The following is a 25,841-nucleotide window of genomic DNA, read 5'->3' on the forward strand; positions in this document are numbered from 1 at the left end:
AGGTACTACTATAAGCTGGATTCCAAACAGGGGAGACATCATGTAACTCATCAATCTTAAGTATCTCCCTGTATTGCCGTCCGTCTGTTCCTGTCGTCCATACCTCGCTACCTTCATCTGTGCTAACTGTAAAAGCGAAACTGCTACTATCAATGTCACCACGTCTAAGGTATTCTAGTAATTCATTCCCCAGATCCGTATTAGGTGCTGTGAAGGTATATTTAAGTCCTCGTTCGTCTAGCTGTAATTGTAGGCTACCTGTACCATTCTTAGACCTTGCTAGTACCTTGTCTTGGTCGTGGTTAAATAGGCAAAATACATCAGACCTCATTAGTACTTCCTCAGTGATTGCAGCAGGGTTAATAGTCTCATAAAATCCTAGGTCTTCACTTTGGCTGTTAAAAACTACTGCATAACCTTCTACTGTTCTACTGTCTTGACTTACTACTGGGGTACTTTTGGTTGCACGTACTTCTATGTTGTTATCCTTCCTCATCTGTACTACTTGTTAGGTTTGTCTTACTTACATCATTATAGGCTAGGTTGTGACTGTCTCCATTTTCAACTGGGTTATATCCTAACTGTTTTCTAACTTCATTGATACTTAGGACACCCATACTAAGAAGACTGTTATAGTACCCTGCTAGTTCTGCCTTGTTCGTTCTCAGTATTGCAGTTTCATCTAAGCCTATTTCTAATCCTGTACCGCCTGTTAGTTTCCTGTTTAGTTCCTCCTCTATCATCACAATATAGGGGTTAAGCGTGTAAGTAAGGTATTGTAAGTTAGATTCACCAACACTACTATAACTACTCTTGCTTAAGTCGCCTAGTAGTACAGGGCTGATATTAAAAAATCGTGCTATATCAACTACACTAAAATTTCTAGACTCTAACATCTGAGCATCTGAGCCGTTAATACTGATTGGCTGATAATCCATATTTACAGGCAGCACCACTACACCGCCTCCTTGATTACCTTGCCCAAATGTAGACCGCCAATTAGTAGATATTGCCTGCTTTTGTTCCTCACTTAGATTACTGTGCACCTTGATTATACCGTTCAAGTTACAACCATTGCTAAAAAAATTCTCTGCTACCTGCTCTGTTTGCTGTGCTATATTGAGACTTCTAGCTGCATGACTCAGAACACTAATACCCTGTACACCGTCAACACTGTACCTAAGAAAATGTAGAATCTCACTAGGTTGTATCTGTCTAGCACCAATGTACGAACATGTATAGTATAGGGTGTTATCTTCCTTTCTATAATTACACTGTACATCATCAGCTGGTAAGTATCTAAGTCCTACTACATCCTTACCCTTTTTCTCAATTAGTACATAAGCGTTACCCTTTAATAAGACTGACTGTACTATATTCTTAAGTAGTGTATAGCGTGTCATCCTATTGTTAGTAAAAATGTCATAAAGTGGGTGTTTGTCTAGTAAGTCTGTCCCCTTTGTATTCTTTGCCTTGACTTGAATAGGTAGGGTAGCAATTGAATCACTAATAAGGTTAACTGCACAATAGACCGCACTAAGACTCATAGCACTGCCAGACTGATAACCAAAGCCCCATCCTAGACTTTCTGATAAGTTAGGGTTATAAAAGGGTTGACCTCGTTTTTCTGGCTTGTCCCTACTTATATTTATACCTAGTATTTTCATAGTAGTTAAAAATTAAATCCTGTTATTTCGTTATTATATCGTGGCTGTTCTAAATATTTACCTAGTGCATTTAATGTAGAGTGTACACCGTCTATCTTACGTTCGCTGTTATTATTCTGCTTAACAGGTTTGATATTACCGTTACTGTCTTCCATGATTTCACAATTACCAAACATCCAACCTGTTATTAAGTTTTTATCTAGCTTGAGTGTGCCATTACGTGCTATCATTTCCAAGTGCCTAGTAGGTCTATTCATGCTGCCTGTAGTTTGGCTGTATGGTTGGCAGTTAAATCCTAGTTCTGTTAGCTTAATAATTGCCATTGTACTCTGCCACTGGTCATAACTGATACACTCAATAGGTAAAGTCTTGTTTATAGCCTGTATGTCTTCAATTATCCTGTTATAATCTACTACATTGCCTTCTGTGATATTTAGATAACCTAGTCCTTGCCAAAATTTATACTTATCCCTGTTGCTACTCTCACTTAGGGCAGACTGTGGCAAGTAGTACCAAGACTTAGAGTAGATTGTATTGTCGGTTGGTATTACTAAGGTCATTGCAGTAATATCACTAGTCGAAGATAAATCTAACCCTAAGTAGCCTGTACACCCTTGAAATTTTGGGTCTTGTAGGTCTATATGTGTCATTGAGTCCTGTATATATCTACTAGGAATCCACTCACCCCTTTCATTACTACACCAAATATTCATTAACTTAGTCTTATAGTTAGTGAGTAATAAAGGGCTATTCTTTGCTTTCCTTAGTTCAGATTGTAAGTAAGATTCTGTAACAGTTAAGCCTAGGTTTGGTTGACACTTTACCCAGTTTTTAGGGTCTTCTATGTCGTCTTCCTTGTCTAGTGTATAGATAGCTGAAAATATACTATCATCTTCTGCCTTACCTTCTAAGATACTTATAAATGTACTTCTTAAGGTGTAGCATGGATTAGACATATCAAAGCCTGCTGTAGTAATATATAACTGTAGGGGCTGAGTTCTCATACCTGTACTACTAGTTAAGACATTTGCAGTATTATTAGATTTGGCTGCGTGGTACTCATCTAGACAAAAAGCAGAACAGTTTAGACCGTCCAATTTATCAGCCTCACTACTCACGCACTTCATAGTAGACTTAGTAAGGGGAAACTTAATAGAATCCCTGTAATAGTTAAAGTACTTACCCTTCTTGTCTATACTACTGATAAAATTCTTAGACATCGTGAAAGCTAGCTGTGCCTGTGAGTAACTATTGGCTGCAAAAATTACTTGTGCTTCGCTTTCTCCATCTGCTATTAGGTGATATAACATAAGACCAGCTGCTAGTGTAGACTTTCCACATTTTCGGGCAACTTCTATATAGACTTCCCTAACTACCCTAGTATTATCTGAACACCACTTAAAGCCGTATATACTTGCTACTACCCATTTCTGCCATTCCTGCAATACTAAGGGCTTACCTGCAAATTTACCTGTAGACTGTGGTAGCTTTTGTAAGAAATTAACTACCTTATCAACTGCCTTAGAATCAAAGTACCTATCTTCTTTGTCAAACCAGCTTAGGTATCTAGAACAAGCAAGACGAACATACTCACACGCTACTACCTTACCGCCTAAGACATCCCTAGCATAAGATTTGTACTTCTCATCTATCATTGTGTTATCCTAGTATTAAAGGTTCTGGGTAGCCTGTCTTGTAATTATAGGCTAGTACTTCCTCCCTATTAGTAAGTCTTTTAACGGCTTCTATATGAGTTTCTGTAGTATTTAAGCAGTCTGTAGCGTAAATTTCTATAAGACCTAACAATTTTTTCCACTGTGCTAAAGGATAGGTAAATGTGTGACCGTGATAAATCTTGGTCATCGTCTCCTTGCCTAACTGTTCATGTGCTAAGAGTGCTGCATATAAAATACACCTTTCCTGTTTATCTAGCCACATCTTTAGACTACCAACCTTGAAACTATTAATCTCATCTGAACTGTCATAATATCGTATGTCATAAATCTTCTGTTCTATTGCAGTCTGTAGTAGTTCTTCTGGGGTTGGCTCTCTATGTTCCTCTACTATATCTTCTTGTTGGTCAGTAGTTGGGTTTTCTTCTATTACTTGCCATCCTGCTTGTACTAGTTCTTCCTCAGTTGGGTTAATTACTGTCTTACCGTCTATTTCCAAGTAACCGTTAAATAGGTGTCCTTCTTTTATATATCTTTTCATACCTTATAATGATTGACTACCAAACTCTAATACCGTACCAATGATAGTAACAGTGTAGATATGATTTGGTAAGATTATAAATGTACGTGGTAGTTTGATGTTAGAAGGTAGACTTATTCTAGGTGCTGTTCTTCCAGTCTTAAATCTAAATCCGTACTCATCTAGGAAAGGGCTGTTAGGGTCTGGCTGTAAGGTGATATTTAGACTTTCTACCTCTTCCCACTCATGAAACTCACCGCTCCTAATTGTTACTGTAGTCTCTGTTGGTTGGTGTCTTACTTCCTTACTTCTACCATCTACACCATTTCTACCATCTACACCATTTTTACCGTCTACACCTTTTACATATAGTCTGGTCTTCTTATACGTCTTCTTTGCCCTGTCATAGTTATATACATAGTAGTCACATCCTACATAAGGGCATTTTTGGGTTAAGTCATCCTGTACCCTAGATAAACCTTCTGTTAATTTCTGGTCTACTTGTGATAATTTTTCATCTGCCTTAGTACTGACTTTCTCAATACCTGCATTAATCTTATCATCCAACCTACTACTTACATCACGCTCTATCTTCTCACCTACATTACCTAAGACCTCATCATCATCTACTACTAAGTCACTGTCAATATAATAATCTGTGGTTCTAGTATAGTCTGTTCCTGTGGTGGGATTGTTTAGCTTATACTGCAATACGCCACGTCCCATGTTTTTAAGGTCATTCCACACTAAGATTACCTCATTATTCTCATTCAGACCGTTATAAGTAGTTCCAAATGTAGGGTTGACGGTAAAGAAAGTGATAGCACCGTCTTGTTCATAATCTGGTATAGTTAATTTTATACTACTACCCTTATATATGTGTTTCATTTATTCACCTGTTAATTTCTTTATAAAATCTTCTGCCGTCTCTTCCTGTACTTGTTCGGGTTTTGTCTCTATCTTACTGTTGCTAAGTGGTGATAGTCCCAGCTCCTTAGTACATTTGAGAATTTGGATTTGATAAGAGTTTTGAATCATTAATAAGGAGTGTTTGTTCCAATTACCGTATCTGTCCTTAATAAGTAGTCCATCTTCTTTTATCTTATCCTTGCAACTATAAAACATTTCTAGAGACTCAGTAAGGAGATTTAGTGTGCCTTTCCATTCTGGCTTAACTTCCCCATACTCAGCAATCAGAAACTTATAGACGGTAAAGATATAATCCTGCACAGACTCCCTAATATCTGGATATAGTTGCTGTATCTTTTTCTTTGTTATCATTGTTTTTCCTGTATTCTTTGGTCTAAGAATAAGTAGTATAAGACTGCATAGAACATATTAACAGAGTATGTATTACCAGCTTGTTTATATAGCTGCGTATCACTTACCCCTGCACTTCTTGCTAATTTAACATCCTCCTCTCTGAACCCCTGTAGTAAGAATGATTCAGTAGGTGTTATTTTTCTTAGGTCTGCTGTCTTATAATCTACACTACTATCCCTGTTCCCTGTTTGTATATAATCTAAGGTATAATAGTTTCCCATTGAAGCCCTCCTATCTGATTTACAAGTGAGAGTAGCTGCAATGTCTCTATCAAACTTAGGCACTGTTCTGTATGTTGTATTTTCACCTAGTATATAAGACCTGTAACTAGGAGATTTAGATAGGTTATACTTAGGGTCTACAGTTGGCTTTAGAATATCACGTACCTTAGTCTGTGTAGTAAGTGACCAATCCTTAGAGTAGTCCCTGTTAAATGTATTCTTAACTACCGTACTGTTAAATGTGAAACTTGGGAGACTCTTAGTAGTAGCAAAGATAATAAGCCTGTTTCTATTTTGGGCTAACTTATAATCTGCTGCATTAAATAAGTCCCAGTATACAGTGTAACCTAGATTCTCTAACGAGGTCTTGATTGTCCTAAATGTGTTACCCTTGTCATGTGTAGTCAATCCCCTTACATTCTCTAATAATATATAAGGTATCGGTTTCCCTTGTTGTAGTTTAACCTCTAAGATGTGTAATATCTCATAAAATAGCGTTCCCCTTGGGTCTAACATACCTGCTCTCTTCCCTGCACTACTAAAGGTCTGACATGGAAAACCACCACTAAGCAAATCTATATCTAAACTCCTTGTCTGTTCATCCTTTGTCTGATTCCATTCTATTAGGTCTCCCATGGATAAACTATACTTGTGGCTTGGATGGATTGCTCTGTAGGTCTTTATTGCGTGCTTGTCTATCTCACTGTAGGCTATGGTTGAAATACTAGTACCAAAATCCTTGTATAATAGTTCTGCAGCCCTACTAAGTCCTCCTATACCTGCAAATAGTTCTAAGTGGTTAATCATATCTTCTCTATTATTACACGCTTATATATTGTCTTATTTCCTAGCTTTGGATTGTTTAGCTTATCTACTACCCTAAATTGACTGCTACAGTGCTTAGTCATGAAATTTACAGGGACACCCATCCTACCTTTATAGTCGCTTGGTATATTCTTAACCTTGTCTACATTGATAGCTGGATAGTTACTGTAAGTTGGGTAGTCTGTTGGGTTATATGTAGCTGTTAGTTCTAGTTCTGGTCTGCTCACTTGTAAAGTAGTAAACCATGTCACGTTACCCATGTCTTCTATCGTACCGCTAGGGGTTGTAAAATATCTAAGTGTTGTGTAACCTAAACTTAAATGACCTGCCTTAAACATTGGAAAGATATTACTATAGGTTACTGCATTAAAACATCCTACTACTATAAAATCCTTGTCCTTGACAGTGTCTATAAAATCCCTAAACAAGCTAAAGGGTGGGTTTGTAATTACTATGTCACAATCCTTTAATATATCCAAACTAACTGGACTATTATAACTACCATCTCCACTTACTACTGTCTTTACTGTCTGTCCCTTGATATAATCTAATCTATATGTACTGTTCGGATTGTAGTGTGTAGCTGTTAGTCCCTTTAGTCCAAGCCTCTTATAGTTGGTTGTAAAGTAAGACCAAAACATACTATCCACGCTGTCACAATTACAGTACACCTTTTTATCCTTTAAATATGGTAGGTAATGTTCTAGTTCCTTCTCTATGTCTTCTATCCTTGTGTAGTATTCATCATTCTTTGCTTGCTTTGCGTTATTTAAGCTAGTATTACTCATTATATAATTTTTCTAGTAGATTTAATGAACGCTTAACCAGCTCACACTTCATTCTATGGTAGTCGTCTGTGGGTAAGTCGTCTGTCATGTAGGAACGGCTTGCAAACATTATATACCTCATTCGCTTTTCTAACATATCTTCTACACCTATTCTATATGCTAAGAGGTAGATATGATAGCCTGCTCTTTCTAAGTTTGTTAAGGTCTGTATCGCTTGTTCCTCCTTACCTGTTAACATATCTAAGCTAGGTAAGTAATGTATATCTTCTCCCCCTTGTCCTGTATCTAAGTGGGGTGTAGTTGGGTCTGTAATGTCGCCTAGGTATAAAAATTCTAAATCACCTCTACAACTCTTACACCCATTATAATAAGTCCAAACCCCATCTACTAGGTTTAATATTGGTCTCTTGTAGTCTAGCCTTAAACAGTCTAAGACTTCATCTAATGTTCTTGTCATAATCTCAAAATGTGTTAAAAATTACCCTCCCATGTGCAAATAAAACTGGGGTGGGGTAAAACGTTGATAGCCAAATAGTTAGGTAGGGGCGGGGGTATAAAGTGCTTAAAATCAAACTGTTACACTTTACTCTCTGCCTCACCCCAATAATAACTACCTGACTTTATACTTCAACCTAGTACTGTACATCACTAGGCATTAAATTCTTCTTCTTTGGGTTGTGGGTAGCGTGGTGACATTCCCTACATAAACTTTGGAGGTTGTCTAAGTCATACGCTAGTCTATCTCTTTCAACTGGATTACTAGTAGACATAAAACTAATTAAATGGTGTACGTCTTGAGCAACTCGGATTACACCAGCCTTAAGACAACATTCGCATAAGGGTTTCTGTCTTAGCTTTTCCTCCCTTAGTTGTTTCCATGTCGTGCTACTATATATTGCCTGTCGTTCTGCTTTTCGTTTGGCACTATAAGAATCTTTGTTTGTATTCTTTGGTGACCTGTATATTGTTGGCATAATTGTTTAGTATTGTTAGTTCTCAGTCTGTAGTAGTAAAGTGGTAAGGGCTAATATCACTACTAACCCCTACCGATTATGACATTAAACTATTACAGATTGAAAACAATAAATTAATTTCTTTCTTACTTATTAGGATTCTAGGGCTTCTTAACTGCAATATTACACATTACCTATTATCCTCTCTACTTATTAGGATTTTAGGGCTTGTGACTTGCAATATTGTACACTAGAATACCCTAAAGTCTAACCAGCTTTTCTTAGGTAGTTGTCGTCTTTCTGTCGCCTGCTTAAACCTTTCTAGTACTTCCTCCTTAGTTAGTTCCTGTACATCATTGTCTAGGGTTGCACGTTCTATCTCTTCACCCTTCTTATCTAATACTGACTTCTCTATATTCTTCTTCATTGCTGCTGTCCTCCTTGATTAAAGTTTATCCCACTTGCCACTAAGACCTAATAGACTGTTCTGTATCTTAATGTTGTCCTCTTTCTCATCACCTGTTAACCCTAGACTTCTTAACATAGGGTCTGATTGGTAAGGGTCTGATTGATTAGTAGTAGTTGTTGGGGTTGGATTGCATGGGGTATTATCTACAGGCTCATCTACAATACCTGCTAACTTCTTCCTCCTTGTCTCTAATACCATATCCCAAAACATATCATTACTACGACCGTCAAAGGTATATAGGCTTAAACGCTTAGACTCATCATTATACCTAACATTCTCTAAGGTAGATAAAAACTTCTCCCTAGCCTGTTCCTTCTCCTCCTTCTTACTTAGCTTAACTGTATCATCCTTCTTAATAGTCTCCTTTGGTTTGCTAGGTAAGATTGTTTCCCTGTTATCCTGTACATCACCGAATAACTCCTTTTCAAGTTGACGGCTATACTCCCTTCTAGCCTCTTCTGTCATTGTCTCAGTCTGATTTAATACTACTGCTGTCATATCTATTTAATGTTTTAGGTCCTAGGTTGAATACTAAGACGGTTAATTATTATGTTGTCCTTATTTTCTAAGTAATGTCCTTATTTTCTAAGTAATGTCCTTATTTTCTAAGTAATGTCCTTATTTTCTAAGTAATGTCCTTATTTTCTAAGTAATGTCCTTATTTTCTAAGTTACCCTAGTAGAAGGCTGTTTTATCCTAACTTACTACATATCAGTTAGTTATGTGATATTTGGCTAATTCTAGGCTTTATACTAGGTTTCTAGGGTGTCCTTATTTTCGCATTACTGTATATAATAGGTATCTTATATATACCTATACAGATACATATACGGACACACTACTACTAACGTTAAAGACGTAGTAGTGAGTCCTTTATCTTTAATTAATAGGCGCGCGCTTGGGTCGCTCGCCTATCTATCTTATATTCAATACTTTAGAAATCTCCCATTAACTTAGCGAAATCAAATTTAAGGTTACATAGTGGGTTAGTGTCTTCCAGTTTAGTAGGTTTTACCTCTTCCACTACAGGCTTGTCCTTCTTTTCTAAGTCTTCACCTTCTACCTTGTCCTTATTTTCTAAGTCTTCATTAATGTTAGGGGTTAGACTACTTAGGAATTTATCAAGCCCTACTATATCATTCAATGTAGGTTTAGGTGTAGACTGTAATTCCGTCTTTGCCTCTTTCTCATACTCACTAGGCAGGTATGTATTCTTATCGTTCATTGTTTTACTTAATGAACTTTCTTTCAATACCTTACAAATCCTATCCTTACTAATCTTATACCCTTTCCCTTTCAATAGGTCTAGGTTCTGTCTTACTGTCTGCATAGGATTTATTAGGTGTTTCAGTTCATCATCACCTAATCTATCACTTATCCCTTTATCTTTACAGTAATTATATAGGCTTGCTCTACCTACTTCAATTCCCTTAGCTTTCAGTTGTTCTAAGTTTTCCTGTATGCTTAATCTAGTGTTATACAGGCTTTCTATTTTTACATAATCTACTGTCTTCATATTTTTACCGTTCATTGTATTTTCGTTCAATGTTTTACTTATTGAATTCTAATGAACTTTCCTATTGTTTTAATGTCCCTTCCCTTTTATAGTTTAGGGTTGGAACTGGTTAATTATTTTCTGTATTCTATCCTTGCTAACCTTATACCCCTGCCCCTTGATGTTCTCTAGATTTTTACGTACACTTAGGTTAGGGTTGATTAGCTTTCTTAGGTCATCATCGGTTAGCTTATATACTATACCTCTATCTTTACAATATCTATAAAGGGTATCATCGCTTACCTCTACACCGTTTTTCTTAAGTACCTCTAAGTTATCCTTTACTGTCAAGTCTGGATTATAATACAAGTCGATTAGGTGGTAGTTCCATTCCTTTGTACCTGTTCTAATATCAGCCATCATCTTAGCCCGTTCATATTTTCCATAGTACTTAGGATTTACTACTAGTTTTTTCTCGTGGTAGTCGTCCTTCATTGCTTTTCTAACTGCCTCCCTGCTTTCCTCGTATTCCGTTTGTAGTATGTCTAATTCCTTCTTCATGGTCTTCTTAACAATACTCACTAGACAATCAATAGTTAGGGTATCATCTGAGTTATCAAAGAAACGTTCACGGTCTATGTACAAGTTATATAGTAGTTCTTCTGAGGTTGTATCATTCTTTATTAGTCGTCTCAGTCTTGCATAGTTGTTAAGTTTTGCCCTTCTATGCTCACCGTCAACATACTTCACTGGCTTATCATTTTCCCACCTAAAATAAAGTTGATAGTATCCGTGTCTTTCGCTAACTAATCTATACTTCTCACCGTCCTTAAAGTCTATCTGTGTTCTATAGTAGTATTCATAGACCTTACTGTACTTTGCGACTACTTGATTATAGCTTAGTAGTTTCAAGTCCCCCACTAACTGCTTATCTAGGGTTATCTTTGTATCTTTTTCCTCCTCCTGTAACAGTCTTAGTAGTTCATCAAAATATCCCCCTATATCTTTCAGCCCATACACATAACCACTAATATAAGATTCTCCTTCCTGTGTTGTGCCGTTAAAATATTGGTCTCCCCTTGTTCCGCACCTATCCTGTATTCTTTCTCCTGTTTCCTTTTCTATCTGGTTATGTAGTGCCTCAGATACTGCCTTATGTTCATTCCTTGCTAGTATCTTATCCATTACATAAACCATTCTGAACTTACGTTTTTCAGGCTTATCGGAGAATGTTGTATAGGTAAAGGTAGGCTGGCAGGATAACATACTAAGAAAAGCTGGTATATGTGTAAAGGCTGTCTCGTCTATATCAATACTCACTACTTGGCTACCTTCCCAATAATCAGACCTCTTAACACATCTTTTCATATAGCCGTCCTTTTCTGTTGGCATGGTATAGTACTGTTTTCCGCTACAGGTCTGAATAAATACCTTTCTTCCTTCCTTGTATTTATAGAGTCCGCAAAATGTATAGCCGTTCATGATATACCCTAGTAGCCCTTCAACTGTTAGGGTCATCTTCTTAAATCTCATACTTTCTGTTACACCTAGTTCAGCCATCTTCTTACGGTCATTCATAACTGCACTAATTGCCTCATCTTTACTGTTATACCCTTGCTTACTTAGGGATACAGTTACCTTAAAATTCTTGTCTTCCTTCATTTTTGTAATAGTTTAATAGTCCATTGTTCCCCTAGTCCACATCGAAGGGGTAGTATCAAAGCAGATATGGATTAAGTCCTGCCTTATACACTAGGGGATTGCTCAACAATAGATTAAGTTCGTTGAGACTTGAAGATTGGAGAATAATTTTTAATCGTTCATTGTTTTACTTAATGAACTTTATTAAACTTCTACCCCCATCATACACTTAAAAGCTCTCAGTACCCCTAGCCTTATCGAAAAGTAGTGCCTAGGTGGTTTTTATCCTCCTTACACACTAGGGGCTGTTTTACATCTATATCTGTACTATAGTCGATGTTTTAAGGAGTAGCATAGTAGTAGAATTTGGAGTTATATTTAGACTACTATACTAACCCTGTCTTTATAAGTTGCCCTATAAAAACCTGTCATTGCTAGGGGCTGGGCAGACAACCATTTAATCCTAGCTTTACTGTTTGTCACTCTAAGCTATCATCTATCATCACTGACCGACAACCCACTTAGTCAGCACGTACTATATCGACACGAACACTCACTACTCACCTTGCTCAGACTATATAATATTATACAGTGGTTTTCCGTGTGTCGTCCTTTTCCGTGCTTAGACATTGGGTAGTATCTATCATCACTGACCGACTACCTCGCTACTTTACATTCAATTAACAAAAGCTGTAAATTGCTTTGTTTGAAATATGAGAGTTCCTAGTGTCTTATCGAAAAGTAGTGACCTTATTACAGACACGCACTAGGATTTATATTATTAATTTACACTGACTATCTTATATCCATTTAGTCGCTTTAATACACCCATACAGCAAAGTCTAACATAATCTGTACTTTTAATAGGTAGTCTAAGCCCCTGTAATACATCTAGTTCAGTTTCATATCTACCTACTTCCATGTTCCTACTGTCAAATACTATATACTTTTTCATGAGTTTACTGTTTAATTCTGTCCTGTACCTTACTTTTTTCCATTGCCTTAGACTTCAATACTAAGACCTTTTGGAACTTTGCTTGTGCTATGTCTTTCTCTACCTTCAACATTTCACATCGTAAATTAAGACCTGCCCCAAGTATTAATAGAACACCGCCTACAATACTTAATACTTTATTACTCTTCATAGTTTATTATTGTTTAGTTATTATTTAGTATATCTCCATCCATAACCGCCAGCTGACTTACCTTTACCTCTTGCAACTATTGAAATATTACTCTTATATATTCCTGTACTTAAACCTGCCTCCTTTAAACTTGGATAGGTTGCAATAATTAACCCAGTCTTCATATCTAGCTGTTGGATAGGTTTAGATTTACCTTTAGCCACTCTTTCGATTCTAGTTCCGTAGTTAGCATTATATTTATTCGTACACCATTCTAGATTAGCTACTGAGTTATTACGTGGGTTTTCGTCTTTGTGGTTAATTATTGTTTTACTTTGGTCATTGTTAGGTATGAAGGTCTGTGCTACTAACCTATGTACTAGTTTTCTGGTCTTCTTAGTTTTATCATTATTGGCACTTGTTAAGTCTACCCTTGCATAACCTTGAGTGTTGTAGAATGGTTTTAATATTCTACCTGTCTTCAAATTCCTAACATTACCTTTACTACTCACCTCGTACTTAACATTATCAGTACAGGTAATAGGTTTCCATGTCTCTTTAGTATTTTTCATTTCTGTTTGTGTTTTTCCTATCCTGCCAGTGGGACAAAAATAGACCTGTTAATAATTTAATGTCATTGTTACTATTACTTGCTAGATTTCTGAAACGACAAAAACAAGCAAACAATAATTATAAAATGTTCGCACATACGCACGTACTTCTACTAATAAGAGATTTAGCCATTTCCCAGCCTAAAATTGGGGGGCAACTTGAGGCGGTGGGTGGGGTTTGTAGTGTTTTTCATGGTTTTTCTGCCCCACATACCCCCATATCCCCCACACACCTAAAAAACCTTCCAACTTTCTAGGTACTTGGTGTTAACGGTCTGATTATCAATACTTTATATAATCAACCCTTTTATCCTGTGTTTTTCGTGTAACTATCTGATTTAATGTAAGTTATGGTATAGACATGAAAAAAGGACAAACATACATCACTGTACATCTGCCCTCTTGTTATATCTAGGTTGGGTGGGTTAACTTTCCTGTATTATGTCTCTGATTGTCAATAACCTACTCATCATCATATCAGCCCTTACCACTATGTCCCCCACCTTATTAATAGAGTCTGGGTTAAGTTTCTGATAATATCCAATCAGTGCATCAATACTTATATCATTATCTATCAACCACTTAGCAACATCCCCCAGTCTTCCCTTACTTCTTTCAATCCTTCCTAACAATCTATCATAGTCTACGTTCAATGTCTCATGTCGCTTAGTTTGTGCAGTGGTGGGGGGATTTTCTACTGCCTTGCCCCTTATCTTCCCCAGCTCCTTAGTAATCATTTTAATCTTATCACTAGTAGTAAGGTGGGTGTAGATAGTTTTAATCATATTGTCGTCTGTATGTCCTGTTAGGTAGCATAGTTTATCTGGACTTATACCTTCATTGAGTTTCTGAGTAATAAATGTATGTCTTGCACAGTGGGAACTAATCTTATTGTAAGCTGGTTCTGTAATCTCTTTATCCTGTGCGTTTCTATATGTAATCTGTCTGTCAATTCCTGCTAATCTAGTTATCTCTTTTATTGCATGGTTATAGTAACTATTATTATTACCAATCTTAGCAATATCCACAAGAAACTTAGCAGTATTGTATTTCTCTGCAAACCATACTATATAATCATTTACTTGTATTAGTGCAGCCTCTTTACCTTGGCTCTTCTTAGTCTTTAGTTCATAGAATTTCAGCCCTTCTACCTCAACCACTCTAACTTTATCAGTTGGCTGTTTGGTTAGGTATAATAGCAATACAGAAAGGTCACTAACTCTAAGTCCTGTTTTACACTGCAATACGAATATATCCCTATACTCGCTTAACTGCCTACCCCTAAGACTAAGTGGGTACTTTGGATTAATACTACCGTCTTCTTGCCTTGGTAGAATAGGTTTCAAGTCGTATTTATCCGCAAGTTGAAAGGTCAGTAGTTCAATAGCCTTAAGTTCATCTACTGTAAGCGCAAATTTACCCTTTTCTGGTCTAATGTCTTTCTTTTTATTATACGCCACACCTCCCCCAATGTTATACTTTAGATATGGTTCTTCAACTGCTAGGACTTTATTAACTAGTCTAACAATCAACCCAACTTTAACGTTAATCTGTGCTTTGCTATCTCCCTTCTCAGATAGATACTTCGTATAGGCATTTATTCCACTCTGCTTAAACACTTCAAAGCTATCTAGGCTCTTCTCTTTCAGATAATCAGTATAACTATTAAGTCTAGATATATAAGTCTTTCTAGTATCTGAATTATTAGGGTACAAATAATGAAACGCACTCTCTATCAAGTCTTTAGCTGAATCTCCCATACCTACTAAATATTTACTAAGTGAAATAAAGTTTAATGTTTCTGTTTCGTGGGTGCAAATGTAGTCTAAATATTCTGAAATCTTATCTTTCACTTCATTAATTTTATTATTAGCTATCTGATTATTGTAGTTATCTAGTCTACCCTGCAGGTTACTAACTACTGCTTGTTGAAATTTTTTATCCCACTGACTAGCTAGCACTTTTACACCTAATGGGATTTTATGCTGCTTTCCATCTATTCTAGCAATACAATAAATACTAGTAGGTCTAACTGCTTTGCGGTCTCTAATGTTAAAAGACACACCTAGGTTTAACTGTCCTTCTATAATACACATAACTTACTTGTTCTTAATTTCGTTCTTAATTTCGTTCTTAAAATCGTGGTTAAATACCCATTTTAAGTCCTTTTTCAGTGTACTATAGAAAAACCGACTAGATTAACCTTTTCTCTATAACTGATTGATTAACAGCTATATAAAAGAAAATAAGGACTACTTCACAGTAGCCCCCATTTATAATACAAAAACATTATGAAATAATTTATTTCGCGAACAAGATTATCATTTAATAATTATGGCTCATGTCGCACGTTTACAAGTGCGGCACTTGCGTTCACAGTACCGCTCGCACTGTACGCGAATGTCATAACCTAACATCGCACCGAGGATGAAGTCCTCCTCTGGTGAGAGCTGGTTGAGGGGTTTGGTCACCATCAGCCGGATGGCGTCAAGGCATTCCTTACGTCCAAAGAACAGGTTCATGCGGTCGCGCCCCACCGGCTGAATGATGTAAGGGATATTCTGATGTTCGAGACGGAGCGTGGCGAACGATTCGTACTTCTTGTTGCAAGTGTACAGAACCATCTGTCGGACACCCTTCTTGAACTCGTAGATGTGATTCATCAACACTTTCATGTCGGCGGTCATCATATCTGTCATCATAGTTTATCCCTTTCGAAATGGTTATTATGTAAGCACTAAATCTCAATATTTCTTACAATGATGGCTTGATAGCTTCCAGCCATGCGTCAATGCGAGCCTCTGTCTGGTCGTCTTCGTTTACCTCGTCCAAAGCAAGACCTACGAACGCACCGTCAACAACAGCCTCGCTGTCATCGAATGTGTAGCCGTCTGTTGATACGCCTGGGAGGATATTTGCGCCCTGTGCTGCATCATAGATTTCCTTCATGGCACCACAGAATGTATCAGAATAGCTTTCAGCATCACCACAGCCAAAGAGTGCTACGGTCTTGCCGGTGAGGTCAGCACCTTTCAGTACGTTAATACCATCATACCAATCGTCCTGCAGTTCGCCTGCACCCCAGGTAGAAGTGCCGAGAATCAGGTTGTCATTCTCTGCCACTACTTCTGCAGAGAAGTCTGCCACGTTAATAGCTTCAACGCCGAGTTTCTCAGCGATGGTATTTGCAATGCTTTCGCATGTACCGGTTGATGAACCGTAAACAACAATTGTCTTCTTCATATTTCTGTTACTGATTTAAATTCTTGTTTTATTATTCTTTACGGTTGCAAAGATACAATGAAAAACTATTACTTGCAATACCTAAAAGTAGTGGTTTGTGCAAAATACCTACTTTTAGGGAGTGGTTTCTTTCACTTTACAAACTTCTTGCCGTTTCTTATGTATATTCCTTTAGGAAGTTCTGACAGGGAAGTCCCCACATAACGCCCGTCCGGCAGGTAGATGCGCTCGTCTGTCCCTCCTTTGTCATCAAGCTCCTTGATGCCCATTGCCTTTCTGCGCAGCACCTCATGCAGCCCGGCAACAACATCAATCTGCCCATAGCCGTAAAGATTATTGGGGTAATTGAGTGACACATCATAGCGTGTGCAGGTCTTGGAGAATATGTCCAGGCAGTCGGCAGGTGTCAGTGTAGGGTCAGCCTGCAGCCATAGCGCAATAGCACCTGCCACTACAGGTGCCGACATTGATGTGCCTGCATTGGCATTCCATGCATAGGTGCGACCGCCATAGGTGAAGTGGCGCACATCACTCTGTACAGATTCGTTTATATTCTTCGGGTTGTTGATGAAGAATGTGCTGTAAGATGAAATGATGTTCTGCCCCGGAGCCATCACGTCAGGCTTTATGCGTCCGTCAAAGGTGGGTCCCATGGCAGAGAAAGGTGTGCGAACACCATTCTGTCCACTGTCATATACCTTCTTTACACCCAGATAGTTGATGAACTGCGTACGGTAGCCTGTTGCGCCAACACAAATGACATCAGGCGAACTGGATGGGGAAAAGACCGTATAGCTGCAATCTCCTGCATCAAGTCCTGGGTCAAGTTCCTTGGGAAACATGTATCCTGACATGCGATAGAGCTCGATGTCAGCTTCCCTGCCCATCACCTGAAGTGAGACGTGCATACCACTGCCGACACCCGAAGTACTGCTGAGCTGGAAGTCATAGGCTGTCTCGTCATGGTCATAGCTGTTAGGATAAGCCAGTACTTGCCAGACATACTTCTTCCCGTCTATCACGGTAGAATCCGTAAAGAGGGAGTCCTGTGCATTGCAGACAGCAGCCGTTGAGACGTCAATCTTCGTAGGAGAGTCCACCTTATTATATATGGTTATGCGGAATGTAAACGGCTGTCTGGACTTGGCTGTACAGCTTGCACGGTTCGGATTGCCCATGAGAAACGCCCCGGCACGCTCCTTTCCTGCAGGTTTATGTATGTAGGTATGTTTTGCACCGTCATTCCCGGCAGAAGAGACGATGATATGTCCGGGACCTGTCAGCTTGGCAAGCAGTTCATAATACAGCTGGTCGTAACCATGGAAATCCTGATGTCCTCCCTCGCTGAAGTTGATTACGCAAGGTTGGTGTTGGCGGTCGGCATAGTCAAAGATATACTTGAAACCGAGTGCATCGGTGGCGTAAGTGTATTTATAATAGTCCTTCGGGTCAATCAGGTCGGCATTGTCTGCGGCATTGTCAACCAATACCAGGTCGGCATCGTAAGCCACACCACGATAAGGAGAAACCACACCGTTTCCTTCAGCTCCGCTGCCTGCAGCAATACCCGCTGTATGTGTGCCGTGCGTCTGTGTGTCACCGTCTACTGGATGTCCCAGCTGCAGCAAGGCTTCCTCGCCCACGTAGTCGCGACCCACATACAGGTTGGAACCGATCGTGTCACGTGACAGCTGGTCCCACATCGCCTTGATGCGATAGCGACCCATATCGGTTGAATAGAAGTTCGGATGTGTCAGGTCAAAACCAATATCCTGTACGCCCACGACAACACCACGTCCTGTATAAGTCTCTGGCAGTCCTTCGCCCGTATAGGCAGGTTCTGCATTGACAACCAATCGTGTGGTGTCCATCTGTATGCTGCATCGTCTGCCCGTCTCGATTCTGTTTACCTGCCGGTTACAGGACAAAGCTCCGAGCCTGCTGAGTGGTATGGCTGCAATACTGATATTCCCCATGCGAGCCAGTTCCTTGCAACCATGACGGCGTAGCACCTCAACAGCATCGCCGTCAATGCGCACAAAAGCTGTCAGCAGCCTGTTGTCAGCCTGCCCACGGGTAAGCTGTCTGGCTGTCAGTGTGGAGGTCATAGCCTCACGTACAAAGGGCGACATCTTCTCATAGCGTGGGCGCTGGGCACTGAGAGCGTGAGAAGCGAGTATAAAAAGGAGGGAGTATATGAAACGGTACATTCGCTTTTTCCTAATAGGGTTAAATGTGAACAGCATGGCAGAGTCTGCTATGTATTCATTTGCAAAGGAACAAAAAATAAATGACTTCTGCAAGAAAAGCGGATTTGTCCATAGTCAGTGAGAATATGCTGGGGGTATGTCGTTATCTTATCTGACTGGGACTTGATACCAATGCCAGTAATGCGATCATTAACGGTTGGTAAGATGATTGCAATGGCTGGCGATATTATTATGGCAAGCAGTGAGGATATATAAATCAGTCAACAGAGCACATTTTACCCCATATCTCTAAGTTTGAAATTCTCTCTACTCCAAGATACTGCGAAATTCTACTTACCAAAGTAGAGCCAGAATGTTCTTTTTGTAAGAATAAAATCAAACATAGAAAATTACAGATGCTTAATAGCATTGTAACTAAGCCTTAATTGATATGCAACTAAGGCTTAATTGAACGCTTAAAGGGCGTTAGTTGGAACGCAATTAAGCACTGATAATTTTGCAGCTTTGCAACAGGTTGGTAGTCTGATGGTTGCATGCTTGTGTTTTGTGGTGTCTGTTTGTGATTAAAAGAATATTTTGGTTCATCCGTTAAATGCGTGGACACTTCTCGTACAGCTTTATCGGAAGAACCGAAGTTATTTATTAAACAAAAAGCATAGCCAAGACGGTCTTGGCTACCTACTTTATTATCACCCTCCGATGCAGAAAACCTTTTCATGTTAATACTTTGAAATCCGCAGACAACGGGTTGAAAAATCATGACATAATTTCGGGTAAAATATCTACAAACAAAGGAAAAAACATGTGTAAAAAGCAAGTTCGCAACCAACAGTAAATCAATCAGTTATAAAGCAGTGCAAGAAAAGGTGCTTAATTGGACTTCAAAAGGGCGTTAGTTAGACCTCAAAAGGGCATCTATTGCAAGTCAATTGGGCGTCTTTTCAAAGCCAAGAGACCATGTGTTAGCTTTGAACTACATGAAAATAGTTTACAATCATTGATTGATATGGGAATAAGTTGTTTGTTGAAGATGGAGGACATAGTATTTGTTTTCTGCATTTATTATCTTGTGCTTTACCTCTTTTTATGAGACCGTCTGATCTTGGATAGTCATATTAAAGAGGTGGATAAGCCTTTGTTCTGTTTCCAATCTACGCATTTAACGGAAGAACCATATTTTTCAGTAAATTATATAAATATATTTCAAAGTCTTAAATCAGCTGTTTTAAAGTCGTTTTCATATCCTTAAAAGAGCTGTTATGTGTCTACACTGTGACGAATGTTTATCTCATTATCAGGCAATAATAGTTTTTCTTGATATATAGCTGAATCCTAAACTTGAGTAAACCGGCTTTATCTTAATTGTGTTTTTCTGATGAGCAGACTTGTTCCCTGTTTAAATAAGCATAGAGAAGAAATAGATGATAGATGAGTGAAAAACACACGAATGGTTGAATGTTTTAACCATTGTTTTCCGCAGCATAGACTTGACAAAAAAGAGGTTTAACTTTTTTTAAAAATAAATTGTCATGTGGACGTTTAAAAAGATTTAACTTTGCGATTGTAAAACCTAAAATAGTTTTTTTTACCTAAGTATACTTAAAGCCTATGTACCTAAAAAGAAAAAGGACTACGAGCTTGTTGATGGTGGCTTTGTTCAGTACAAGTTTACTGCATGCCAACATTACGTATGAAGCGAATGCAGCTGTTGTTCAACAGCAGTCTGTATGTAAGGGAGTTGTTGTAGACAACAATGGAGATCCTGTTATCGGTGCCTCTATTGTAGTTGTAAGTAATGGACAGAAGAAGGGAGGGATAACTGACCTTGACGGTAAGTTCGAAATTTCGGGTGTAGCCTCTGGTTCGACCATCACCATTTCATACGTGGGATACAAGACCCAGCAGGTGGTGTGGAACGGTAAGGACCTCACCGTGACAATGCAGGAGAGCAGTGAAATGCTCGACAATGTCGTGGTTGTCGGTTATGGTACCCAGAAGAAGGTAAACCTTACCGGTGCTGTCTCTGTCGTATCTTCAAAGGCACTTGAGTCACGTCCTGTAACGAGCGTTGCCCAGGCATTGCAGGGCGAGGTTCCCGGTTTGAACTTCAGTGTCGGTAATTCGGGCGGTTCACTCAACAGTCGTATGAGCATGAACATCCGTGGTATCGGTACCATCGGTTCAGGTTCAAACGCAGCTCCTCTCGTTCTTATCGACGGTTCTGAGGGTGATTTGTACTCAATCTCTCCGAACGATATTGAGAGTATCTCTGTATTGAAGGATGCTTCTTCAAGTGCTATCTATGGTTCACGTGCGGCATTCGGTGTAATCCTTGTTACTACAAAGAGCGGTAAGGATTCACGTATGAACGTGTCTTACAACGGTAATGTACGTTTCTCAACAGCAACTCAGATTCCAGAGATGCCGAACTCATACGACTTCGCACGTTATTGGAACGACGCTGCTGCCAACAGTGGTGCACCTGCTCCTTTCAGTCAGGCAATGCTGGACAAAATCAAGAACCATATAAACGGTACTCCGAAACCGGGTGATGAGGTGACAACTACATGGGCTGGTTACGATGCCAATGAGCCTTGGAGTATGTACACAGGGTCTTGGGACAATACCGACTGGTTCAAGGAGATGTATAAATCAGGTGTTCCTTCTACCGAGCATAACGTTGCCCTCAGTGGTGGCGGTGGCAAGGTGAACTATTATCTTAGCGGTGCTGTCCTCAACCAGCGTGGTCTTATCCGTCATGGGAAAGACGAACTCACACGTTACAACTTCTCTGGTAAGATTACTGCCAACCTGAAGGATTGGTTCACAGTTACCTATAATACGAAGTGGGTACGTGAGGACTACAGCCGTCCGTCTTACATGACAGGACTCTTCTTCCATAATATTGCCCGTCGTTGGCCGACTAACCCTGTTTACGATCCAAACGGACACTATGTTCATGGTAATGAGATTCTTCAGATGGAGAACGGTGGTCTTGACAATACACAGCAGGACAAGCTCTACCAGCAGTTAGCTCTCGAGTTCAGACCACTCAAGGGTTGGAAGATCCGTCTGGAGGGTAACTACAATACCGTTAATTACCACAATCATTGGGATGTATTGCCTATCTACTACTATGACCAGAAGCAGAAACCGATAGCAGCTGCATGGAGTGGTGGCTACGCTGCAGGTAAGTCTGATGTAGGTGAGAGAATGTCAAAGAACAACTATTACAATGGTCGTTTCTTCACAGAGTATATGTTCACACTGAACGATAAGCATGACTTTAAGTTCCTGGCAGGTTTGGATATGGAGTCTAACCGTTACACTTCTCTTGGTGCTGCACGTGCTGACCTGATCAGTCCATTGGTTCCATCACTCAACAATGCTACTCACAAGGATGTAAGACCAAGTTTCTCTAACACTCAGTGGGCAACGATGGGTGTATTCGGTCGTGTCAACTACGCATATGACTCACGTTACCTTGCAGAGTTCTCAATCCGTCGTGATGGTTCTTCACGCTTTATCGGTGATAAGACATGGAGTACTTTCCCATCATTCGCATTGGGTTGGAATATTGCTAACGAAGAGTTCTTCAAGCCATTGACAAAGACTGTTAATACACTTAAACTTCGTGCTACCTACGGTGCTTTGGGTAACACTAATATTAAAGCACTCTATCCTTGGTTCTTGAGTCAGCCAGCAAGTGCTTCTGCTTCTTCATGGCTTGTTAACGGTGAGCGTGTGAATATCTCTAATGTTCCGGGACTGGTTTCACCTAACCTGACTTGGGAGAGCGTTCGCTCATGGAATATCGGTCTTGACTTCGGTATGTTCAACAACAGATTGCAGGGTACTTTCGACTACTTCGTTCGTACAACGAAGGATATGGTAGGTCCTGCTCCTGTCAAACCTTCTATCTTGGGTGCTACACAGCCAGCTGAGAACAATAGTGATATGCGTTCTAATGGTTGGGACTTAGAGGTTAGATGGCGTGATAGAATTGGTCAGGTTGGCTATGGTATCAAGCTCGTTCTTTCTGATGACTTCCAGACAATTACACGTTACTACAATCCAAACCGTCTGCTTTCAGAGTGGTGCGAAGGCAAGCGCATGGGTGACATCTACGGTTATGAAGTAGAGGGTATTGCACAGTCAAACGAACAGATGAACGAATGGCTGGCTAACAACAGACCTTCATGGGGCTCTAACTGGGCGGCTGGTGACGTTATGTATAAGGACTTGAACGGTGACAAGAAGGTGAACAGCGGTAAGGGCACTTATGACGATATGGGTGACTTGCGCAAGATTGGTAACTCATTGCCACGCTATCGTTTCGGTATTACTTTGGATGCTAACTGGAAGGGATTCGACTTCCTTATCTTTATGCAGGGTGTTGGTAAGCGCGACTTCTGGGATTCTTCTCCTTACAGCGTAGGTGCAAATACTGGTATGTGGCAGGCTGCAGGTTTCAAGGAGCACTTAGATTACTGGCGTCCGGCAACAGACACCAACTTCGGTCCTAATCCTAACGGCTTCTACCCACGTCCTCTCTTTGGTCAGGGTTCCAAGAACTTCCAGACAAGTGACCGTTACTTGCAGAATGCAGCTTACATGAGAATCAAGAACATACAGATTGGTTACACACTTCCTATTGCTATTGCAAGCAAGATCGGTGCAAACCGTGTTCGTTTCTACTTCTCTGCAGAGAACCTTGCAACATTCACACAGATGAACAAAATCTTTGACCCAGAGGCTACTGGTGGTGACTGGGGACCTGGTAAGCTCTACCCACTCCAGAGAACAGTCTCTTTCGGTTTAAATCTTAACTTTTAATTCGTAGCAATTATGAAACATATCATTTCAAATATATTAAAGGGAGGATTGCCTATTCTTTGCTTAGGCATGACGGTTACGTCATGTAATGATTTTCTTGACAGACCGCCACTTGACCAAGTTCCTCCTTCTTCCTATTATCTGACAGCAGATCAGTTAGGCACATTCCCTATCAATTACTATACTTCTATTTTCCCAAACAACAGTGGATGGTGGGCTGGTGTAGCAACATTCGATGATGGAACAGATAACCAGGCTGCAAGAGGTGGTAACACTTCAATGTTCTTACAGGATCAGTGGAAAGTTCCTACATCTGGCGGTATCGGTATGAACAACATTCGTAACGTCAATAAGTTTATTAATGAGAATGAGCCGAAGATTGCTGAAGGCAAGGTATCTGGTGATGCGAATCTTATCACCCAGTATATGGGTGAGGCATATTTCATCAGGGCTATGCTCTATTACGATAAGCTCCAGGCTTATGGAGACTTCCCTATTCTGTTGACAGAACTTAAGGTTGAAGATGACCTTGTTACGCCGAATAAGCGTCAGCCTCGTAACCTTGTAGCCCGTCAGATACTCTCTGATATGGACAAGGCGATTGAGAAGCTGCAGGTGGATTTTGCCAAGAAGGTACGTATCAACAAGTATGCAGCTCTGGCTATGAAATCAAGAATTGCACTTTATGAGGCAACATTTGAGAAGTATCACAGAGGAACTGGTCGTGTGCCTGGTGATGCTAACTGGCCAGGTAAGAATAAGGAATGGAACAAGAGCTTCACTATCAATCAGGATGATGAGGTAAACTTTTTCCTTGATCAGGCTATTGACGCTGCCAAGAAGGTTTGCGATGCAGTTCCATTGAAAACTAAGAACAGTCATGTAATGAATCCAAGTATCGTTGGACTGTACAATGGATGGAATGCATACTACGATATGTTTGCCAGCCCAGACCTGTCTAAGTATCCGGAGGTGTTGTTGTGGCGTCAGTTCAATTCAGATATTAACGTGGCTCACCTCACATCAAACAAACTTCGTGGCGGTGCTGCAACAGGTTGGACACGCGGTCTCGTTGAGTCATTCCTTATGAAGAACGGTCTGCCAATCTATGCTGCCAGCTCTGGTTATAATGGCGATACCACGATTGACATGGTTAAGAAGGACCGTGACGAACGTCTGCAGCTCTTCCTCTTTGGTGAGTCTGATGTACTCGGTATTGACCAAAAGAGCATTGACCTTGTGAACGAGAAGCGTCCTGCCGGTACTGCACCTATTGACAAAATCAAGTTCAATGTTGCTGGTCTCTTTGCAACCGACCAGGCATGTAGGGATGTCACCGGCTATCGTCAGCGTAAGTTCTATAACTATGATCCTGCAATGCAGTTAGGTCAGACCTTCTCAGATGTTGACGGTCAGATTATCATCCGTGTAGAGGAAGCTATGCTCAATTACATCGAGGCTTCTTATCTCCGTAAAGGTTCATTAGATGCAACTGCAACAGGTTATTGGACAGCTTTGCGTGAACGTGCTGGTATTACTGCTCCTATCTCAACAACCATTGCTGCAACTGATATGACCAAGGAGGCTGATGTTAATCGTCCTTCTTACGACTGGGCAGCATTCTCTGCAGGCAAGCCTGTTGACGCTACGCTCTATTCTATTCGTCGTGAGCGTCGCAGCGAGTTTGCTGGTGAGGGTCTGCGCAATGATGACCTTATTCGTTGGGCATCTTTGGATCAGGTGAAGAATTACCAGGTTGAGGGTATTAACTTCTGGGATCAGACCTATCAGAATCCTTCTTTCGTAAATGATAAGGGTGTAAGTCTGATTATTGCTGATGGTGGTGATAAGGCTACGATGTCATCCAAGGACATTTCAAAGTATATCCATCCTTATCAGATTCAGAAGAACAACAATATTCTCTATAATGGTTATACCTTCTATCAGGCTCACTATCTGTATCCATTCTCTTATCAGGAGATGCAGCTCTGTTCACCTGATGGTACTGCAGAGAACTCTAACTTGTATCAGAATATCAACTGGCCGGTTGAGGCTAATGGTGAAGCTCTGAAATAGGGTTATACCGGATAAAGTATAATCAAGTATAAATCATATGATGACAAGAGGGTGTATCAAGAAATTGGTACACCCTCGTTATTTTGTTACAGTCAATAGAGACCTTGTCAATCATAGGAAGGATGTACTGGAATGGTATTCCGAAGTCTGCCATATTGTTAGAGGC

Annotated in this window: 21 protein-coding genes and 1 pseudogene; 2 read left to right on the forward strand and 20 right to left on the reverse strand. The window is 39.9% G+C overall.

Annotation, left to right across the window (positions count from 1 at the left end):
• Positions 1-31: 31 nt before the first annotated feature.
• The 20 genes and pseudogenes from ADJ77_RS14095 to ADJ77_RS01915 form a co-directional block, all read right to left on the reverse strand.
• Positions 32-496, reverse strand: a pseudogene (locus ADJ77_RS14095) (HK97 family phage prohead protease); the annotation flags it as partial.
• Entirely contained in the window at positions 483-1,667 is a 1,185-nt protein-coding gene (locus ADJ77_RS01835; protein ID WP_025078357.1) for a phage portal protein, read from the reverse strand. The gene ADJ77_RS01835 and the pseudogene ADJ77_RS14095, both read right to left, overlap by 14 nt.
• 5 nt (positions 1,668-1,672) lie before the next feature.
• On the reverse strand, positions 1,673-3,322 hold the full coding sequence (locus ADJ77_RS01840) for a terminase large subunit (protein ID WP_050695968.1): 1,650 nt from the start codon (positions 3,320-3,322) through the stop codon (positions 1,673-1,675).
• Between the two features lie 4 nt (positions 3,323-3,326).
• A complete protein-coding gene (locus ADJ77_RS01845) occupies positions 3,327-3,881 on the reverse strand; it encodes a division/cell wall cluster transcriptional repressor MraZ (RefSeq protein ID WP_025078356.1) in 555 nt (184 codons plus the stop codon).
• A gap of 3 nt (positions 3,882-3,884) precedes the next feature.
• A complete protein-coding gene (locus ADJ77_RS01850) occupies positions 3,885-4,748 on the reverse strand; it encodes a hypothetical protein (RefSeq protein WP_025078355.1) in 864 nt (287 codons plus the stop codon).
• On the reverse strand, positions 4,749-5,141 hold the full coding sequence (locus ADJ77_RS01855; protein ID WP_025078354.1) for a P27 family phage terminase small subunit: 393 nt from the start codon (positions 5,139-5,141) through the stop codon (positions 4,749-4,751). It lies immediately after the preceding gene.
• Positions 5,138-6,211: a DNA cytosine methyltransferase gene (locus ADJ77_RS01860; RefSeq protein ID WP_025078353.1), complete on the reverse strand. Its 1,074-nt coding sequence runs from the start codon at positions 6,209-6,211 to the stop codon at positions 5,138-5,140. The genes ADJ77_RS01855 and ADJ77_RS01860 overlap by 4 nt, the downstream gene beginning before the upstream one ends.
• The gene (locus ADJ77_RS01865; RefSeq protein WP_025078352.1) at positions 6,208-7,017 is read right to left on the reverse strand and encodes an adenine-specific methyltransferase EcoRI family protein; all 810 of its coding nucleotides are present in this window, start codon (positions 7,015-7,017) and stop codon (positions 6,208-6,210) included. The genes ADJ77_RS01860 and ADJ77_RS01865 overlap by 4 nt, the downstream gene beginning before the upstream one ends.
• Complete coding sequence (locus ADJ77_RS01870) at positions 7,010-7,474, reverse strand: hypothetical protein (RefSeq protein WP_025078351.1); 465 nt, start codon at positions 7,472-7,474, stop codon at positions 7,010-7,012. The genes ADJ77_RS01865 and ADJ77_RS01870 overlap by 8 nt, the downstream gene beginning before the upstream one ends.
• Before the next feature lie 175 nt (positions 7,475-7,649).
• The gene (locus ADJ77_RS13160; protein WP_042740944.1) at positions 7,650-7,991 is read right to left on the reverse strand and encodes an HNH endonuclease; all 342 of its coding nucleotides are present in this window, start codon (positions 7,989-7,991) and stop codon (positions 7,650-7,652) included.
• 229 nt (positions 7,992-8,220) lie between these two features.
• Positions 8,221-8,397 (reverse strand): hypothetical protein, encoded by a 177-nt coding sequence (locus ADJ77_RS13705; RefSeq protein ID WP_154663377.1) that lies wholly within the window; start codon positions 8,395-8,397, stop codon positions 8,221-8,223.
• A gap of 18 nt (positions 8,398-8,415) precedes the next feature.
• The gene (locus ADJ77_RS01875) at positions 8,416-8,937 is read right to left on the reverse strand and encodes a hypothetical protein (RefSeq protein ID WP_025078350.1); all 522 of its coding nucleotides are present in this window, start codon (positions 8,935-8,937) and stop codon (positions 8,416-8,418) included.
• Between the two features lie 436 nt (positions 8,938-9,373).
• Positions 9,374-9,955 (reverse strand): hypothetical protein, encoded by a 582-nt coding sequence (locus ADJ77_RS01880; RefSeq protein ID WP_154663378.1) that lies wholly within the window; start codon positions 9,953-9,955, stop codon positions 9,374-9,376.
• Between the two features lie 93 nt (positions 9,956-10,048).
• Positions 10,049-11,596: a hypothetical protein gene (locus ADJ77_RS01885; RefSeq protein ID WP_050695969.1), complete on the reverse strand. Its 1,548-nt coding sequence runs from the start codon at positions 11,594-11,596 to the stop codon at positions 10,049-10,051.
• Between the two features lie 938 nt (positions 11,597-12,534).
• Positions 12,535-12,720, reverse strand: a complete 186-nt coding sequence (locus ADJ77_RS01890) for a hypothetical protein (RefSeq protein WP_025078347.1) — start codon at positions 12,718-12,720, stop codon at positions 12,535-12,537.
• Between the two features lie 20 nt (positions 12,721-12,740).
• On the reverse strand, positions 12,741-13,271 hold the full coding sequence (locus tag ADJ77_RS01895) for an NUMOD4 domain-containing protein (RefSeq protein WP_025078346.1): 531 nt from the start codon (positions 13,269-13,271) through the stop codon (positions 12,741-12,743).
• 464 nt (positions 13,272-13,735) lie between these two features.
• The gene (locus tag ADJ77_RS01900) at positions 13,736-15,406 is read right to left on the reverse strand and encodes a tyrosine-type recombinase/integrase (protein ID WP_025078345.1); all 1,671 of its coding nucleotides are present in this window, start codon (positions 15,404-15,406) and stop codon (positions 13,736-13,738) included.
• Positions 15,407-15,649: 243 nt separating this feature from the next.
• Positions 15,650-16,009 carry a DUF2023 family protein gene (locus ADJ77_RS01905; RefSeq protein WP_025078344.1) on the reverse strand — a complete coding sequence of 120 codons (360 nt, stop codon included), beginning with the start codon at positions 16,007-16,009 and terminating at the stop codon, positions 15,650-15,652.
• A gap of 55 nt (positions 16,010-16,064) precedes the next feature.
• Complete coding sequence (fldA, locus tag ADJ77_RS01910; protein WP_025078343.1) at positions 16,065-16,553, reverse strand: flavodoxin FldA; 489 nt, start codon at positions 16,551-16,553, stop codon at positions 16,065-16,067.
• A 131-nt stretch (positions 16,554-16,684) separates the two neighbouring features.
• On the reverse strand, positions 16,685-18,763 hold the full coding sequence (locus ADJ77_RS01915; RefSeq protein ID WP_025078342.1) for a S8 family serine peptidase: 2,079 nt from the start codon (positions 18,761-18,763) through the stop codon (positions 16,685-16,687).
• A gap of 1,608 nt (positions 18,764-20,371) precedes the next feature.
• On the opposite strand from ADJ77_RS01915, the gene ADJ77_RS01925 reads away from it, so the two are divergent.
• On the forward strand, positions 20,372-23,599 hold the full coding sequence (locus tag ADJ77_RS01925) for a SusC/RagA family TonB-linked outer membrane protein (RefSeq protein ID WP_025078340.1): 3,228 nt from the start codon (positions 20,372-20,374) through the stop codon (positions 23,597-23,599).
• A 12-nt stretch (positions 23,600-23,611) separates the two neighbouring features.
• A complete protein-coding gene (locus tag ADJ77_RS01930) occupies positions 23,612-25,675 on the forward strand; it encodes a RagB/SusD family nutrient uptake outer membrane protein (protein WP_050695970.1) in 2,064 nt (687 codons plus the stop codon).
• Positions 25,676-25,841 lie beyond the last annotated feature (166 nt).

The organism is Prevotella fusca JCM 17724, assembly GCF_001262015.1.
Classification (GTDB): Bacteria; Bacteroidota; Bacteroidia; order Bacteroidales; family Bacteroidaceae; genus Prevotella; species Prevotella fusca.

What these genes read in the sequence shown, in the direction of transcription:
- ADJ77_RS01840 (WP_050695968.1), bottom strand. Translation starts at nt 3,322, where the DNA reads ATGATAGATGAGAAGTACAAATCTTATGCTAGGGATGTCTTAGGCGGT.
- ADJ77_RS01915 (WP_025078342.1), bottom strand. Translation starts at nt 18,763, where the DNA reads ATGTACCGTTTCATATACTCCCTCCTTTTTATACTCGCTTCTCACGCT.
- ADJ77_RS01885 (WP_050695969.1), bottom strand. Translation starts at nt 11,596, where the DNA reads ATGAAGGAAGACAAGAATTTTAAGGTAACTGTATCCCTAAGTAAGCAA.
- ADJ77_RS13160 (WP_042740944.1), bottom strand. Translation starts at nt 7,991, where the DNA reads ATGCCAACAATATACAGGTCACCAAAGAATACAAACAAAGATTCTTAT.
- ADJ77_RS01835 (WP_025078357.1), bottom strand. Translation starts at nt 1,667, where the DNA reads ATGAAAATACTAGGTATAAATATAAGTAGGGACAAGCCAGAAAAACGA.
- ADJ77_RS01930 (WP_050695970.1), top strand. Translation starts at nt 23,612, where the DNA reads ATGAAACATATCATTTCAAATATATTAAAGGGAGGATTGCCTATTCTT.
- ADJ77_RS01860 (WP_025078353.1), bottom strand. Translation starts at nt 6,211, where the DNA reads ATGATTAACCACTTAGAACTATTTGCAGGTATAGGAGGACTTAGTAGG.
- ADJ77_RS01865 (WP_025078352.1), bottom strand. Translation starts at nt 7,017, where the DNA reads ATGAGTAATACTAGCTTAAATAACGCAAAGCAAGCAAAGAATGATGAA.
- ADJ77_RS01925 (WP_025078340.1), top strand. Translation starts at nt 20,372, where the DNA reads ATGTACCTAAAAAGAAAAAGGACTACGAGCTTGTTGATGGTGGCTTTG.
- ADJ77_RS01855 (WP_025078354.1), bottom strand. Translation starts at nt 5,141, where the DNA reads ATGATAACAAAGAAAAAGATACAGCAACTATATCCAGATATTAGGGAG.
- ADJ77_RS01905 (WP_025078344.1), bottom strand. Translation starts at nt 16,009, where the DNA reads ATGACAGATATGATGACCGCCGACATGAAAGTGTTGATGAATCACATC.
- ADJ77_RS01845 (WP_025078356.1), bottom strand. Translation starts at nt 3,881, where the DNA reads ATGAAAAGATATATAAAAGAAGGACACCTATTTAACGGTTACTTGGAA.
- ADJ77_RS01890 (WP_025078347.1), bottom strand. Translation starts at nt 12,720, where the DNA reads ATGAAGAGTAATAAAGTATTAAGTATTGTAGGCGGTGTTCTATTAATA.
- ADJ77_RS01900 (WP_025078345.1), bottom strand. Translation starts at nt 15,406, where the DNA reads ATGTGTATTATAGAAGGACAGTTAAACCTAGGTGTGTCTTTTAACATT.
- fldA (WP_025078343.1), bottom strand. Translation starts at nt 16,553, where the DNA reads ATGAAGAAGACAATTGTTGTTTACGGTTCATCAACCGGTACATGCGAA.
- ADJ77_RS13705 (WP_154663377.1), bottom strand. Translation starts at nt 8,397, where the DNA reads ATGAAGAAGAATATAGAGAAGTCAGTATTAGATAAGAAGGGTGAAGAG.
- ADJ77_RS01870 (WP_025078351.1), bottom strand. Translation starts at nt 7,474, where the DNA reads ATGACAAGAACATTAGATGAAGTCTTAGACTGTTTAAGGCTAGACTAC.
- ADJ77_RS01880 (WP_154663378.1), bottom strand. Translation starts at nt 9,955, where the DNA reads ATGAAGACAGTAGATTATGTAAAAATAGAAAGCCTGTATAACACTAGA.
- ADJ77_RS01895 (WP_025078346.1), bottom strand. Translation starts at nt 13,271, where the DNA reads ATGAAAAATACTAAAGAGACATGGAAACCTATTACCTGTACTGATAAT.
- ADJ77_RS01875 (WP_025078350.1), bottom strand. Translation starts at nt 8,937, where the DNA reads ATGACAGCAGTAGTATTAAATCAGACTGAGACAATGACAGAAGAGGCT.
- ADJ77_RS01850 (WP_025078355.1), bottom strand. Translation starts at nt 4,748, where the DNA reads ATGAAACACATATATAAGGGTAGTAGTATAAAATTAACTATACCAGAT.